This window comes from Neisseria sp. P0008.S010, from assembly GCF_051962715.1.
GTDB lineage: Bacteria > Pseudomonadota > Gammaproteobacteria > Burkholderiales > Neisseriaceae > Neisseria > Neisseria elongata.
Map to the genome: position 1 here is coordinate 1 of NZ_JBQCVA010000017.1, position 13,702 is coordinate 13,702.

The window sequence follows — 13,702 nt, forward strand, 5'->3', positions numbered from 1 at the left end:
GCAATTAGGGGCGAAAACGGCCGAAAACCTGTGTTTGGGTTTCGGCTGTCGGGGGAAGGGCTTTTTGCAAAGGTCTCTATTTAAGTTGGGAATATTTTTTATTCGATTAGTAACTTCTCTAGGACGAAACTGAGTTATACCTTCTTTTGTCATTTCTCTAATTACAAAGCGTGTAATATCTGCTCCTGTTGTAAGAATATCTGTTCCTGTATCTAAGTAATATTGCTGTCTTGAGACCATAACGTATCCTTTCTTAAAACATGAAGTAATGATTGCATATAACCCTCTCAGGCATTTAGGCTACCTGAAAAGTAAAGCATACTTTTTCAGGTAGCCTTTTTTAATTCTGCTGCGCCAGCATCCGGCGGAAGCGGATGACGGCGAGGGCGGTGAAGAGGATGCCGGACACGGCGGTGATGGCTACGCGGTGGCGGATTACGCTCCAGCCGGCGCCCCGGAAGATGATGTCTTTGGAAATGGCGCCAAACTGGGTCATGGGTGAGAGTTCGGAAATGGCACGCGCGGCAGCCGGCAGGTTTTCGATGGGGGAGTTGCTGCCGGAGAGCAGGAATGCTGAGACATACACGATGATGCTCAGCAGGCTGAATTGCGGCATGGTGGGCGCCTGGGTGGCGAGCAGCACGCCGAGCCCGGCCATGGCAAACAGATACACGGCCTCGCAGAACACGAACAGCGTCAGTGAGCCGTTAATCGGCACGCCCACGGCGTGGTGCATCACCAATAGCAGCGAGAGCACGGAGGAAACCAGGATAATCAGTCCGTTGGCCAAGATTTTGGCCATCACGATTTCGTTTGCGTCCACCGGCATCACCAATAAGTGTTCAATCGTGCCGTGTTCGCGTTCGCGGATCACGGCCGCGCCCACCAGTAGGATAGTGAGCAGGCCGGCATTGCCCACCAGTTGGTTGAGCGGCATAAACCATTCGCTGCGCAGATTGTCGTTGAAGAGTGCGTTCACCACCGGCTCGAAGGGTGCTTCGTTGCCGTGTTGTCCCAAATAGGCCGCCGTTTCGCGGTGCACGATTTGGCTGATATACACCGAGCCCACGCCGGCCTGCGACATGGCGGTGGCGTCCACCAATAATTGCAGCTCGGGGCGTTTGCCGGCCAGGAGGTCGGCGGTGTAGTTGGGCGGGATAACCAGCACGAAGCTGTATTCGCCCAAATCCATGGCGCGGTCGATGCGGTTGCCGTCGATGTCGTCCACCTGTTTGAACTGCGGGGCGATCATGGCATCGCGGATGCGGTAGGTAAGCGCACTGCGGTCTTGGTCGTATACGGCCAGCGCGGCGTCTTTCACTTCGGTGGTCGCGTTTTGTGATACGGAGTACACGGAAAAGCTGAACATAAACACCAATAGTGCAAACAACGCATAATCGGTGAAGAAGCTGCGGACTTCCTTGCCGCCCAGATGCCAAACATTGCTGATCCATTGTCGCATTTCATTTCTCCTGTTTCTTCAGCAGCAGTCCGGCGGCGAGCCAATAGACAACGAAAAATAGCAAGAGCGTGCCGCACAGTGTATCCACATCGCGCCAGCCTAAGCCTTTGGTGATAGTACCCAGGCTGATGGTTTGAAACCAGCTTGGGGGGCTGAGAATACCGATCCACTTACCGGCACCGCTCAAGGCGGCGGTCGGATAAAGCATACCGGAATAATCCAGCGCCGGAATCAGCGACAGAATGGCTGTTGCGAAAATGGCTGCCACTTGTGTGCGCACAAAGGTGGACACCAACAGCCCGAAGCCGGTGGAGGCGAACACGAAGCACAGCACGCCTGCCGTGAGCGCGATAAACGAACCTTTCAGCGGCACGCCCAGCCCGAACACCACCACGCCGAGCAGCACCAGATAGCTCAAGAACGAGAGCAGCACATAGGGCAGCTGCTTGCCCAAAAGATATTGGAAGGAGGAAGCGGGCGAACTGTAGAGATTGGTGATGGAGCCGATTTCTTTCTCGCGCACCACGGATAGGGCGGTAAGCATGGCGGGAATCATCATCAGTGAAAGCATTAAGAAGCTCGGTGCGAGTGCGTTGATGCTCTTGAAGGTGGGGTTGTAGATGAAGCGGGTTTGCAGGCTGCCGCCGGTGTTGATGCGGATACCGCGTTCACGGTAGAGCTCGGCCATATAGCGGTTGAGGATGCCTTGGGCATAGCCGTGGAGGTTTTCGCCCACAAACGGCCACGAGCCGTCGAAATAGAAAGCCAGCTGCGGGCGGCGGCCGAGAGTGAGGTCTTTGCCGAAGTCGGGCGGGATTTCAATCACCATGCGCGCGCTGCCATTAGTGAGCACGGCGTTGATGTCGTTACGGGTGGCGAGGCTGGCCCGTTGGCGGAAGTAGGACGAGCCGTCGAACTCCTGCGTTAGCTCGCGGCTGTAGTGGCTTTGGTCTTGGTCGAGCACGGCGAAGTCCATTTCGTTTACGTCAAACGATACGCCGAGGCTACCTGAAATCAGATACACCAAGGGGCCCAACAGGGCAAACATCAGGCGGATGCGGTCGCGCAGTAGCTCTTTGCCTTCACGGCGGGCGAAGGTGAATACGGCGGAAAGCCAATAGAGCAGGCCGGATGGGGCGGCATGGGTTTCAGGCGGCCTTTGGTTTTCAGACGGCTTTTGGGTTTCAGACGGCTTTTGGGTTTCAGACGGCCTTTGGGTTTCAGACGGCCTTTGGGTTTCAGGCGGCCTTTCGGTTTCAGGTAGCCTTTCGGTTTCAGGTAGCCTTTCCGCCGCCTCGGCGGCTTCGTCTTGCTCCAAATAGCGGATAAACGATTCTTCCAGCGTATCGGCGTGTTGGCGGCGGCGCAGTTCTTCCGGTTCGCCCACGGCCAGCACGCGGCCGCGGTGCATCAGCGAGATGCGGTCGCAGCGGGCGGCTTCGTTCATGAAGTGGGTGGACACGAAAATGGTTACGCGCTCTTCCCTCGCCATGCGGAACAGGTATTGCCAAAACATATCGCGCGCGGCGGGGTCGACGCCGGAGGTGGGCTCGTCCAAAATCAGCACCTGCGGGCGGTGCAGGCAGGCGGCGGCCAGCTGCAGGCGCTGGCGCACACCCAAGGGCAGGGCGGCGGGGGTGGCGTCGGCCAGGTCGGCCAGCTCGAATTGTTGCAACACGGCTTCGATGGCGGCGTTGCTCTTTTCGCCCAGCCGGTACAGCCTTGCGTGCAGCACCAGGTTTTGCCGCACGCTCAGTTCTTCATACAACGAAAACGCCTGCGACATATAGCCCACGCGCTGGCGCACGGCGGTGCTGCCTGCGTCTATCGGCTCGCCCAAGAGCGTGGCCTCGCCTTCGCTGGCGTCCAAGAGGCCGGTGAGCATTTTCATGGTGGTGCTTTTGCCGCAGCCGTTGGAGCCGAGGAAGCCGAAAATTTCGCCTTGGCGGATGCGGAAGCTCACGTGGTTTACCGCCGTGAAGTTGCCGAAGCGTTTGCTGAGGTTGTGCGCCTCCATCGCGGGCGGCAGGGAATCGTCGGGGATGAAGGGCGGCAGTTGGGAGTCGTCCCAATGGGTTTGCTTGCCTTCGGGCAGCATTTTGATATAGGCCTGCTCCAGCGTGGCGCAGCCGCTTTGCGCGAGGATTTCCTGCGTGCGGCCGTGGGCGAGGATTCGGCCGTCGTCCATGGCCAGCAGCTGCTCGAACTGTTCGGCTTCGTCGATGTAGGCGGTGGCCACCAGCACGGTCATGCCGGGGTTTTCGGCGCGCAATTCGCGCACCAACATCCAGAATTGGCGGCGGGAAAGCGGATCGACGCCGGTGGTGGGTTCGTCCAGAATCAGCAGGTCGGGATTGTGCACCAGGGCGCAGCACAGGCTGAGTTTCTGCTTCATGCCGCCGGAGAGCTTGCCGGCGGCGCGGCCGGCAAAGGGCGCCAGGCCGGTGGAGAGCATCAGGCGCTCGATGTGCTGCTTGCGCTGGTGTTTGTTCAGGCCGAACAGGCGGGCGTGGAAATCGATGTTTTCATACACGGAAAGCGTGGGGTAGAGGTTTTTGCCCAGGCCCTGCGGCATAAAGGCAATGCGCGGCAGCAGCGCTTCGCGTTCGGCCTTGTGCGCCACATTGCGCCCTAGCACGCGCACTTCGCCACTTTGGAGCGTGCGCACGCCGGCAATCAGCGAGAGCAGGGTGGATTTGCCCACGCCGTCGGGGCCGATCAAGCCGACGGTGGCGCCGCGCCCGATGGCGAGCGACACGCCGCGCAAGGCCTGCACTTTGCCGTAGGCGTGCGAGAGTTGGCTGATTTCGATGGCGTTCGGCATGGCTGCATCCTACTGCGGCAGGCGGGTTTGCAAATCGGCCGGCCAGGCGAGCTTGGCGTCGGTGCGCACGAAGCCGGTGGCCGTCATGCCGCCTTTCAGGTAGCCTTGGTATTTGGCCGCCACGTCGGCGGGAATCTGCAATTTCACCCGGAACATCAGCTTGGTGCGCTCTTCGGCGGTTTCCACAAATTTGGGCGTGAACTGCGCCTCTGAGGCGATATAGGTAACTTTGGCGGGAAACACCGCATCCAGCCCGTCCATCTTAATCCGCGCCTCGCTGCCCAGCGGGATTTGGTTTACCGTGGGCGCGGGCAGGAACAGGCTGATGCTTGCGTCGTTCAGGTTCAACAGGCTCACCACTTTGCCGCCTGCGGGCAGCACGTTGCCCGGCTCGGCCAGCCGGTATTCCACCCGCCCGGCCTGCGGTGCGCGCACCGACAAATCGCCGATAACGGAAGACACCTGCGCCATTTTCGCCCGCGCCTGCCCCACACCGGCCTGGGCTTCGTTGCGCGCTGCTTCTGCTGCCTGCACCGCCGCCCGCGCCGCATCGCGCTGCGCCAATCGGGTGTTGAGTTCGGCCTGCGAGATTAAATTGTCGCGGAACAGCTGGCGGGCGTTGTCTGCCTCCATCTGCGCAGTTCTCAGCTGCTGACGTTGCGCCTCGATTTGCGCCTGTGCACGGCGCACCGTCTGCTCCAATTGCGTCTTGCCCGCCTGCGCTTCCGAAAGCTGCGCCTCGGCGGTTTGCGAAGAAATCCGCGCCAGCACCGTACCCACTTCCACGAATTGCCCTTCGCTCACCGTTATTTCCTCCACCCGCCCGGCATACAGGCTGGCCACATCCATGCGGGCAAACTCCAGCCGCCCGTTAGCATGTGCGATGCCCGCCAGCGGGTCGGGCGCAGAATATTGGCGGAACGCAAAAAAGCCGATGCCGACGGCAGCAGCCAGCGGCAGCAGGAGAAGCAGGCGTTTGGGCAGATGTTTCATTCAAGAATACCTCGCAAGTAAGAATGGTTTAAGTGTAAGGCCGCAGCGTGTGGCTGCATACCGTTAAAAAACAATTCCGCGTACCGCTAAGCATACAAAACCGGCAAAAAAGTTGCTTAAGCATACGGAAAACCGCAAAATGCCCCAGCCGAAACCCCAAACGAAAGCGCCAACATGAGCGAAAGCGAAAGCTATACCGACCCCCGCATCATCAAAACCCACCGCGCCATCCGCGAAGCCTTTGTGGATTTGCTGCACGAAAAACCCTTCGCCCAAATCGCCGTGCAAGATATCCTCGAACGCGCCCCGATAAACCGTTCCACCTTCTACAAATACTACTCCGGCAAAAGCGACCTAACCGGCAAGATGATTGCCGACTTCAAAGCCGAATACGGCCGATACATTATCACCCGTTTCCAAGCAGGCAGCTTTGATGTGTTCCTCAACATGATGCCTGAAGCCTCCGACTGGATACACAGCCACCGCCGCCTCATCCTCGCCCTGTGGAAAGTGGACACCCGCCGCCACCACCTCTACCGCGATATGCACAAGCTGATTAAACAGCAATTCCTCCGCTTCGCCCACACCCTGCCCAACGCCGCCCCCGGCAAAGATTGGGACTACCAGGCCGACATGCTCGCCACCCTCATTCTCGGCAGCATGAACTACTTCTTCAGCCGCGACCTGCCGCTGCGCCTACCCGAAGTCCGCCAAGCCTGGACGGAAATGAGCCAACTGCTGCTGCCGTGAGGCGGAACGAAATACTGGGTTGGATGCTAGAACCCGCCATAATGACAAAGGCTACCTGAAAATTTCAGGTAGCCTGCTCATTTGCGGGGTGTAGCAACTGTATTTTTGCCCGACGGGGTGAAAAATACAGTTGCTACTGATTTCTACATCGTATATTACTATTAGCCTTAAAACGCCCGCCTAAATGCCACCGCCCGATAAACATGGGCAGGCAGTACGGTTTCATCGCCGGCCAAATCGGCAAGCGTACGCGCAACGCGCAAAATACGGTGGAAACTGCGCGCGGAAAGCGACAGTTTTTCCAGCATACCCGCCAACACCGCCTTCGCTTCCGGGCTGATTAAATCAGGCTTGTCCAAATCCGTCGGCAGCAATTTGCTGTTGGGCTTCCCCTGCCTCGCCTGCTGTCTGTCCCGCGCCTGCAACACCCTCCGCAAAACATCGGCACTGCTCTCGCCGGGCTTCATATCCGACAGTTCGGCAGCCGACAATACAGGTATTTCCACAATCAAATCAATCCTATCCAGCAAGGGTCCGGAAATTTTCCCGCGATACCGCGAAATACTGTCGGGCGTACAACGGCAGGGCTTGGTCGGATGGCCGAGATAGCCGCACGGACAGGGGTTCATCGCCGCCACCAATTGAAATTCAGCCGGAAACACCGCCTGCCGCGCCGCACGCGAAATATGGATTTCCCCAGTTTCCAAAGGTTCGCGCAACGCCTCCAACACCTTGCGGTCAAACTCCGGCAGCTCATCGAGAAACAAAATTCCCTTATGCGCCAATGAGATTTCGCCAGGTCGAAGATTATTGCTGTTACCACCGCCCACCAAAGCCACCGTACTCGCGCTGTGATGGGGGCTTCTAAACGGCCTCTTGGCCGATTGTCCTTCGCCCTGTTGGGACAACAGCGACTGTAAGGCCCACACTGCCACCAACTCTTCATCATCCAAGGGCGGCATAATGCCGGGCAGCCGCTGCGCCAGCATCGACTTGCCCGTTCCCGGCGGTCCCGTCATCAAAAGGCTATGGCCGCCGGCCGCCGCGATTTCCAATGCCATCCGTGCCGTATGCTGCCCTTTGACATCGGCCAAATCGGGTTGTGCGGCATTTTCAGACGGCCTCAAAGACACCGCAGACTCGGCAGGAGGCAGCATTTCGATACCGTTCAAATGCGCGGCCACCTGTCCCAACGATACGGCCCCGAACGCGCCGACACCCTTCAAAGCCGCCGCCTGCGCCGCATTTTCCGCCGGCAATACGAAGGCGCGCCCCGCCCTCATTCCCTGCCAAGCCATAGCCAACGCACCGCGCACCGGCCTGAGCATGCCGGACAACGCCAATTCGCCGGCAAATTCGTATCCGTCCAACTTGTCCGCCGCCACCTGACCCGAAGCCGCCAAAATACCGACCGCTATCGGCAAATCGAAACGGCCCGACTCTTTGGGCAAATCGGCCGGGGCCAGATTGACGGTGATTTTTTTGGCCGGAAAATCAAACCCGCTCTGAATAATCGCCGCCCGCACACGGTCGCGGCTTTCCTTTACCTCGGTATCCGGCAGGCCGACGATATTGAATGCGGGCAAACCGTTGGCCAAATGGGTTTCCACCTCCACCAAAGGCGCGTCCATGCCGTACAAAGCCCGGCTGTTTACAAGGGAAAAAGTCATAAATCCACATCCTGAAATCCGCAAACGCGGCGCACATGGCGGGATTATAGAGAAATCAATAAGAAACCGATACAAAACGCGAAACCGAACCGGCACGGCGGGCAAGCCTGCATCCCGCTACGGTAAAGTTTCCGCAACTGGGAAAAATGACGGATACAGGCCGTCTGAATATTTGCTAGAATACGTCCCGCCGTTTTCAGACGGCCCGTACATCAACAAAAAGGTAGTTTATGAAAACAGAGAAACCATACGGCAAAGGCTTTACCGGCTTCATTATCGGCCTCCTCCTGGCCACACTGATTATCGGCGGCCTGGTTTACGTGCTGGAAAATAACCGCAAACGCGACTTCAAAGACCCGATTGTCGAAAAAGAACTTCCCCCTCCCGAAGTCCTGACACCGAAACAACCCGCACCGCCGCCTGCCGCACCGCCGCAGCAGGAGCCCGCGTCCCAAGAAAAAATCGAACCGATTGAGCCGGCCGAACCGCCCGAAACCGTCAATCCGCCCGAAGAGCCGAAACAAACCCAGGTCGACGAACCGGAAAAACCGGAAGACAAACCCGCGCCCCCGCCGCCAACGGAACGCAAACACAAAGTCGACAACCGCAAACAGGCGGATAAAGACAAAAACGACAAACTTACCCCCGAGCAAATATTGAACGGCCAGGCGGGTAAAAGACAACGCGAAGCCGAACGCCGCAAAGCACAGGCAGCACTGAGCGGACAGGCAGGAAAACCCGCCCCGTCCGAAAGCGGTAAAGGCGGCAGCCAATCCGTCATCGTCCAGGCAGGCGCATACGGCAGCCGCGACAAAGCCGAAACCCAGCGCGCCAAATTGGCTGCGGCAGGCGTTCAGGCCGAAATTGCCGAAGCTTCCGTACAAGGCAAAACCATGTACCGCGTCCAAACCGCCCCGCTGGACAAAGCCCAAGCGGCCGATGCCCGCGGCAAACTGCAAAACAACGGGATAGACAGCTTCGTCCGTCCTGCCCGATAACCCCCGTTTTACCAAGGAAACACCATCGTGAAAACAAAACATACCCTGTTGGCCGGCGTACTGGCCTTAGCCTTCGCCGCTTCTGCACAAGCCGAATTAGTTGAAGGCAAGGACTACACCGTCCTCAGCAAACCCTTACCCCAACTCCAAAGCGGCAAAATCGAAGTAACCGAATTCTTCGGCTATTTCTGCGTCCACTGCTACCACCTCGAACCCGTCATGCAGAAACACAGCAAGAAATGGGCTTCCGATACCTATCTGCGCCCGCTGCACGTCGTTTGGCAACCTGAAATGATCGGCTTGGCGCGCGTAGCGGCTGCCGTAAACAGCAGCAACATGAAATATCAGGCCAATCTGCCGATATTCCGCGCCTTCTACGAAGAAAAAATCAACTTGGCCGACAGTGCCACCTTCAAAAAATGGGCGGCGGCGCAAACTTCTTTCGACGGCGCAAAACTGATTGCCGCCTACGATTCTTTCGGCAACCAGGCGCAAGCCAAACAAATGGCCGACCTGACCGTCGAAATGAATATAGAAGGGACGCCTACCGTAATTGTCGGCGGCAAATACATGATGCGTTTTGCGGGCAATGATTGGAACGTCTCTATGAACAAAGTGGACGAAATGATTGCCAAAGTACGCCAAGAACGCGGCATGAAAGCGCCGGCAGCCAAAGCCGCCATCGGCAACACCGGCGCCGCCATCGCCAAAGCGGCCAACAAATAAACCGCTTTTCTTGCTTTTCCATACAAACAGGCCGTCTGAAAACATTTTCAAACGGCCTGTTTCATATCCAATCATTCGGCGGCAATCATCAAAAAGCAGCCGATAACCCATTCCATCACCAATCTATGCTAGCCACGCCTCCAAACAAGGGATCAACTGCAACACAGCAATTACTCCCGCTGCCTCTCCGAGCCATGACAAACCTTCAATGAAAGCTTTTTTATTATCACTTCTGTTCCACGCATGCCCCATCACTTGTTGGCCTAAAAATTGAATAAATAAGAACAATTGATAGTCCTATCATGCTTGGACAGACAAAGTCTATCGCTATAACCAAGAAAATGTTCCATAAGAATAAGAAAAATTGATAATTTGAAATAAGCTTGAATAGCCAAAATGGTACAAACGGAACGCCAAACCAAATAAACCACTCTAAAGCAGCAAAAAGTGTCAAAATATAAAAAAGCAACGATGCTACTTTAAAAAGAATAGATTTCTGATCTATTAATTTATGAAACCTAATAGGATATATTGCCGTGAAACCAAGTATATATAAAATTTCATTATCATTTTTAATTTTATTAAAAAATGAATTTTCCTTATTGCTTAAATAATACAAAGCTAGAAAGATACTTAAAAATACATTAATAATAAATAAAAACAAACTGATTAAAAGAGTAAACTGTAAGGAGTCACTGGTTATTCTTGAAAATGAAGAATTGTTTACAAGAAAAACAATCAATTCATTTTTTAAAAGATAATTAAAATTAAAATTTATTACTCTAGTAAATATTAAAAAATTAAGCACAATTGCAGCAATAAAGATATAAAAATTTAAATTTAAAATCTTTTGTGTAACGTTATGAAAAACATCCTTCACTATAAACTCCTTATACTGACAACAGGTTTACTTGTTTTCACTACATCTGAAAATTGAAATAACAAGCATGACACAGCCATGCCATGCCCGCTCTACGCAAAGGCCGTCTGAAAAAAACAGCGGCGGCAAACCGCATTCCCTGTTTTCAGACGGCCTTTAAATTGCACACATCAGCGTTTCTGCATCTCCGTGCGTTTCACTTCAAACCTGCCGTTTTCCACTGCGTCGATAAATTTGGCAGCACGTTCGTCCTGAGGATATTTCTTCGCATAAGCGCGCAATTGTTTCAGGGATTCCGCCTTTTTCCCTTGAGATAGTAAAGCCATACCTAAAGGAAGACGGGAACGGTCGCTACCGCCCTGTACCGCTTCATTCAGCATCTTGACGGCTGCATCCGTTTGACCTACCGAGGCAAGGAAACCGCCATATTCGCCCTGTATGCCCGCACGCTGTTTCTGAGGCAACGCGGCCAGCAGCATCCGATAATGTTGGTCGGCCTTGGCGGCGGCGCCGGGCACATCCAGATTGTGAGCAATCCAACTTAACCGCGCGATGCTGTGCAACACGGAACGGTATCGCTCAGGCTGTTTTTCTGTCACAATTTTTTGTTCAATCAGGCCGCTGTAAAGGCGGGCCAATGTAACCGCATCTTTTTCGGCACGCTTCCTGTCGGCCTCATTATCGAATTTAGGCGGATACTCCCCCGCATGGTCGGCCAAATCTTCACGGATTTTATCTGCCGCATCACCGTCGAAACCCTGATCGTGCAATACGCTTTTAACCACGTCATACTTCGGATAAGGTTTGGCGAATACAGTGGCGCAGGCCAGCAGCAAGGTTGCAGCCAAGGCGGTTTTCTTCATCTCGAACTCCATTTGTTCAATGTGGGAAAAGCCGCATTGTAGCGGCCTGACTACCGTTTGCAAATCCTGCACGCCCGACGGAAAAATTATAGGCAATGAAACGGAAATATATTCAAAGGTTTGCACGGAAATCCAAAAAACAATAACAAAATCAAAGCAAAAATCTTGTCTAGGCCGTAAAAAGCCGTGATAATGCCGCCTTTTGGTTTGTTCAAACAGAAAGCACGAAAAATGGCGTTAATCGTACAGAAATACGGCGGCACTTCGGTAGGCTCCGCCGAGCGCATCAAGAATGTGGCCAAACGTGTCGCCCAAACCCGCGCCGAAGGCCACGACGTAGTGGTCGTGGTATCGGCCATGAGCGGCGAAACCAACCGCTTGGTGGCACTGGCGCATGAGATGCAGGAATTCCCCGACCCGCGCGAAATGGATGTGGTGCTGGCCACCGGCGAACAGGTAACCATCGGCCTTTTGGCCATGGCGTTGAAAGACATCGGTGTGGATGCAAAAAGCTATACCGGATGGCAGGTCGCCGTTCAAACCGACAACGCGCACACCAAAGCCCGCATCGACCATATCGACGGCGATAAAATCCATGCCGACCTCAAAGCAGGCAAAATAGTGATTGTCGCCGGTTTCCAAGGCATTACCGCCGACGGAGACATTTCCACATTGGGTCGCGGCGGTTCCGATACTTCCGCCGTCGCCCTGGCCGCCGCGCTGAAAGCCGACGAATGCCAAATTTATACCGATGTGGACGGCGTGTACACCACCGACCCCCGCGTCGTCCCCGAAGCGCGCCGCATGAGCACCATTTCGTTTGAAGAAATGCTGGAGCTGGCCAGCCTCGGCTCGAAAGTCTTACAAATCCGTTCGGTGGAATTCGCCGGAAAATACCAAGTCCGCCTGCGCGTCTTGAGCAGCCTGCAGGAAGGCGGCGAAGGCACCCTGATTACCTTTGAAGAGGATGAGAATATGGAAAAAGCCGTTGTAAAAGGCATCGCATTCGATAAAAACCAAGCCCGCATCAACGTGCGCGGCGTATCCGACAAACCGGGCATCGCCTATCAAATCTTGGGCGCGATTGCCGATGCCAACATCGAAGTGGACATGATTATCCAAAATGTCGGCGCGGAAGGCACCACAGACTTCTCATTCACCGTGCCGCGCGGCGACTACAGACAAACGTTGGATTTGATGAACGGCCTGAAAGAAAGCTTGGGTGCTGCCGAAGTAAACGGCGACGACACCGTTTGCAAAGTGTCCATCGTCGGCGTGGGTATGCGCTCGCATTCCGGCGTGGCGGCAACCATGTTCCGCTCACTGGCCGAAGAAGGCATCAACATCCAGATGATTTCCACTTCCGAAATCAAAGTTTCCGTATTGATTGACGAAAAATACATGGAACTGGCTACCCGCGTATTGCACAAAGCCTTCGGTTTGGATCAGGCTTAAACCGCCAAATCAATCAAAAGGCCGTCTGAAAAACCATTTTCAGACGGCCTTTGTCCTCATCCCAAGAGTTTTTTGACCGCTAACGCTTTAAGGCCAAGGTCAGTACCCCGCCTGCAATCAGCGCGATACCCAACCATTCCTGAGAAGACGGCCTTTCCTTCAGAAACACCACGGCAAACAAAGCCACCAAAACGATGCTGAACTTATCCACCGGTGCCACTTTTGACGCTTCGCCCATCTGCAAGGCTTTGAAATAGGCCAGCCATGATGCGCCCGTCGCCAAGCCCGACAAAATCAGAAACGTCCAGTTTTTCGCACTAAAGTCGCCCACGCCCTGCCATTTGCCCGCATAGCTCAAAAAAGCCGCCAACGCCGCAATGATGACCAGCGTGCGGATAAAGGTGGCGAAATCGGAATCGATGCCCTGCAAACCCGCCTTGGCAAAAATTGCCGTCAGCGCGGCAAAAAAAGCCGATGCCAGTGCCCAATAAAACCAAGTATGTTCCATCAAACTGCCTCTTTCAGACGGCCTCTATCGCAAACAGCTTACAAGCCGTTCGTTTTCAGCCATTTTTGCAAATCTTCCGCACTGATGCCGCCGTTGTCTTCAAAGTCCAATTTATTCTGCTGCCTGCCTTTGGCGTATTTGGCCAACACGGGCGTGCCTGAAAGGTTGTAACGCTGCTTGAACGCCGCCCACTCGTCCTTCTGCCCGCGCAGGTGGTGGACATTGACGAACCAAATCTTGCCGTCCAATTTGTGTTGGGCGATATAGCGTTTGAACAATGGTTCAAAAGCGGCGCAGTCGCCGCAGCTCGGCCGGCCGATGTAGACATAGAGGGTCTCGCCTGCCGCCACACGCCGCTCGAAATCTGCCGGAGTCAGACTGCCGAGGTGGAAATAAATGTCGCTGTAAGTATCCTGATAGTTTTTGGTGTTTTCCGCCGCCAGCTTGGCGGCAACCTGCGCTTCGTTGAGTTGCGCCTGCCATTTGCCGTTGCTCCCGCAGGCAGCCAAAGCAAAAACGGCAGTGGTTAAAGCGATGGTTTTCAGCGATTTTTTCATGTCGTTCTCCTTTCGT

At 55.0% G+C, this 13,702-nt stretch carries 12 protein-coding genes and 1 pseudogene; 4 read left to right on the forward strand and 9 right to left on the reverse strand.

Going from position 1 to position 13,702, the window contains the following annotated elements; translation table 11 throughout:
* The 4 genes and pseudogenes from ACTHSL_RS06105 to ACTHSL_RS06120 all read right to left on the reverse strand — a co-directional run.
* Nucleotides 1–240: pseudogene (locus ACTHSL_RS06105) on the reverse strand (hypothetical protein); the annotation flags it as partial.
* A 100-nt stretch (nucleotides 241–340) separates the two neighbouring features.
* Nucleotides 341–1,462 carry an ABC transporter permease gene (locus ACTHSL_RS06110; protein WP_440380735.1) on the reverse strand — a complete coding sequence of 374 codons (1,122 nt, stop codon included), beginning with the start codon at nucleotides 1,460–1,462 and terminating at the stop codon, nucleotides 341–343.
* A gap of 1 nt (nucleotide 1,463) precedes the next feature.
* The gene (gene rbbA / locus ACTHSL_RS06115) at nucleotides 1,464–4,286 is read right to left on the reverse strand and encodes a ribosome-associated ATPase/putative transporter RbbA (RefSeq protein WP_440380736.1); all 2,823 of its coding nucleotides are present in this window, start codon (nucleotides 4,284–4,286) and stop codon (nucleotides 1,464–1,466) included.
* Between the two features lie 9 nt (nucleotides 4,287–4,295).
* A complete protein-coding gene (locus ACTHSL_RS06120) occupies nucleotides 4,296–5,279 on the reverse strand; it encodes an HlyD family secretion protein (RefSeq protein WP_440380737.1) in 984 nt (327 codons plus the stop codon).
* Nucleotides 5,280–5,453: 174 nt separating this feature from the next.
* Between ACTHSL_RS06120 and ACTHSL_RS06125 the strand changes: the two genes are divergently transcribed.
* Nucleotides 5,454–6,029, forward strand: a complete 576-nt coding sequence (locus ACTHSL_RS06125; RefSeq protein WP_440380738.1) for a TetR/AcrR family transcriptional regulator — start codon at nucleotides 5,454–5,456, stop codon at nucleotides 6,027–6,029.
* A 167-nt stretch (nucleotides 6,030–6,196) separates the two neighbouring features.
* On the opposite strand, the gene ACTHSL_RS06130 is transcribed toward ACTHSL_RS06125, so the two are convergent.
* Nucleotides 6,197–7,699, reverse strand: a complete 1,503-nt coding sequence (locus ACTHSL_RS06130; RefSeq protein ID WP_214037836.1) for a YifB family Mg chelatase-like AAA ATPase — start codon at nucleotides 7,697–7,699, stop codon at nucleotides 6,197–6,199.
* Nucleotides 7,700–7,929: 230 nt separating this feature from the next.
* Here ACTHSL_RS06130 and ACTHSL_RS06135 point away from each other — a divergent pair, with 230 nt between their 5' ends.
* Together ACTHSL_RS06135 and ACTHSL_RS06140 are read left to right on the forward strand one after the other, a co-directional pair.
* Nucleotides 7,930–8,697 (forward strand): SPOR domain-containing protein, encoded by a 768-nt coding sequence (locus ACTHSL_RS06135; RefSeq protein ID WP_440380739.1) that lies wholly within the window; start codon nucleotides 7,930–7,932, stop codon nucleotides 8,695–8,697.
* Nucleotides 8,698–8,724: 27 nt separating this feature from the next.
* On the forward strand, nucleotides 8,725–9,423 hold the full coding sequence (locus tag ACTHSL_RS06140) for a thiol:disulfide interchange protein DsbA/DsbL (RefSeq protein WP_440380740.1): 699 nt from the start codon (nucleotides 8,725–8,727) through the stop codon (nucleotides 9,421–9,423).
* A gap of 226 nt (nucleotides 9,424–9,649) precedes the next feature.
* On the opposite strand, the gene ACTHSL_RS06145 is transcribed toward ACTHSL_RS06140, so the two are convergent.
* Together ACTHSL_RS06145 and ACTHSL_RS06150 are read right to left on the reverse strand one after the other, a co-directional pair.
* The gene (locus ACTHSL_RS06145) at nucleotides 9,650–10,303 is read right to left on the reverse strand and encodes a hypothetical protein (protein ID WP_440380741.1); all 654 of its coding nucleotides are present in this window, start codon (nucleotides 10,301–10,303) and stop codon (nucleotides 9,650–9,652) included.
* A 170-nt stretch (nucleotides 10,304–10,473) separates the two neighbouring features.
* Nucleotides 10,474–11,166, reverse strand: a complete 693-nt coding sequence (locus ACTHSL_RS06150) for a hypothetical protein (RefSeq protein WP_440380742.1) — start codon at nucleotides 11,164–11,166, stop codon at nucleotides 10,474–10,476.
* Between the two features lie 231 nt (nucleotides 11,167–11,397).
* Here ACTHSL_RS06150 and ACTHSL_RS06155 point away from each other — a divergent pair, with 231 nt between their 5' ends.
* A complete protein-coding gene (locus ACTHSL_RS06155; RefSeq protein ID WP_440380743.1) occupies nucleotides 11,398–12,621 on the forward strand; it encodes an aspartate kinase in 1,224 nt (407 codons plus the stop codon).
* A 79-nt stretch (nucleotides 12,622–12,700) separates the two neighbouring features.
* On the opposite strand, the gene ACTHSL_RS06160 is transcribed toward ACTHSL_RS06155, so the two are convergent.
* Both ACTHSL_RS06160 and ACTHSL_RS06165 read right to left on the reverse strand, forming a co-directional pair.
* Nucleotides 12,701–13,129 carry an EamA family transporter gene (locus ACTHSL_RS06160; RefSeq protein WP_107971235.1) on the reverse strand — a complete coding sequence of 143 codons (429 nt, stop codon included), beginning with the start codon at nucleotides 13,127–13,129 and terminating at the stop codon, nucleotides 12,701–12,703.
* 38 nt (nucleotides 13,130–13,167) lie between these two features.
* Complete coding sequence (locus ACTHSL_RS06165; protein ID WP_440380744.1) at nucleotides 13,168–13,686, reverse strand: thioredoxin domain-containing protein; 519 nt, start codon at nucleotides 13,684–13,686, stop codon at nucleotides 13,168–13,170.
* Nucleotides 13,687–13,702: the final 16 nt, after the last annotated feature.

What these genes read in the sequence shown, in the direction of transcription:
- ACTHSL_RS06110 (WP_440380735.1), bottom strand. Translation starts at nt 1,462, where the DNA reads ATGCGACAATGGATCAGCAATGTTTGGCATCTGGGCGGCAAGGAAGTC.
- rbbA (WP_440380736.1), bottom strand. Translation starts at nt 4,286, where the DNA reads ATGCCGAACGCCATCGAAATCAGCCAACTCTCGCACGCCTACGGCAAA.
- ACTHSL_RS06120 (WP_440380737.1), bottom strand. Translation starts at nt 5,279, where the DNA reads ATGAAACATCTGCCCAAACGCCTGCTTCTCCTGCTGCCGCTGGCTGCT.
- ACTHSL_RS06125 (WP_440380738.1), top strand. Translation starts at nt 5,454, where the DNA reads ATGAGCGAAAGCGAAAGCTATACCGACCCCCGCATCATCAAAACCCAC.
- ACTHSL_RS06130 (WP_214037836.1), bottom strand. Translation starts at nt 7,699, where the DNA reads ATGACTTTTTCCCTTGTAAACAGCCGGGCTTTGTACGGCATGGACGCG.
- ACTHSL_RS06135 (WP_440380739.1), top strand. Translation starts at nt 7,930, where the DNA reads ATGAAAACAGAGAAACCATACGGCAAAGGCTTTACCGGCTTCATTATC.
- ACTHSL_RS06150 (WP_440380742.1), bottom strand. Translation starts at nt 11,166, where the DNA reads ATGAAGAAAACCGCCTTGGCTGCAACCTTGCTGCTGGCCTGCGCCACT.
- ACTHSL_RS06155 (WP_440380743.1), top strand. Translation starts at nt 11,398, where the DNA reads ATGGCGTTAATCGTACAGAAATACGGCGGCACTTCGGTAGGCTCCGCC.
- ACTHSL_RS06160 (WP_107971235.1), bottom strand. Translation starts at nt 13,129, where the DNA reads ATGGAACATACTTGGTTTTATTGGGCACTGGCATCGGCTTTTTTTGCC.
- ACTHSL_RS06165 (WP_440380744.1), bottom strand. Translation starts at nt 13,686, where the DNA reads ATGAAAAAATCGCTGAAAACCATCGCTTTAACCACTGCCGTTTTTGCT.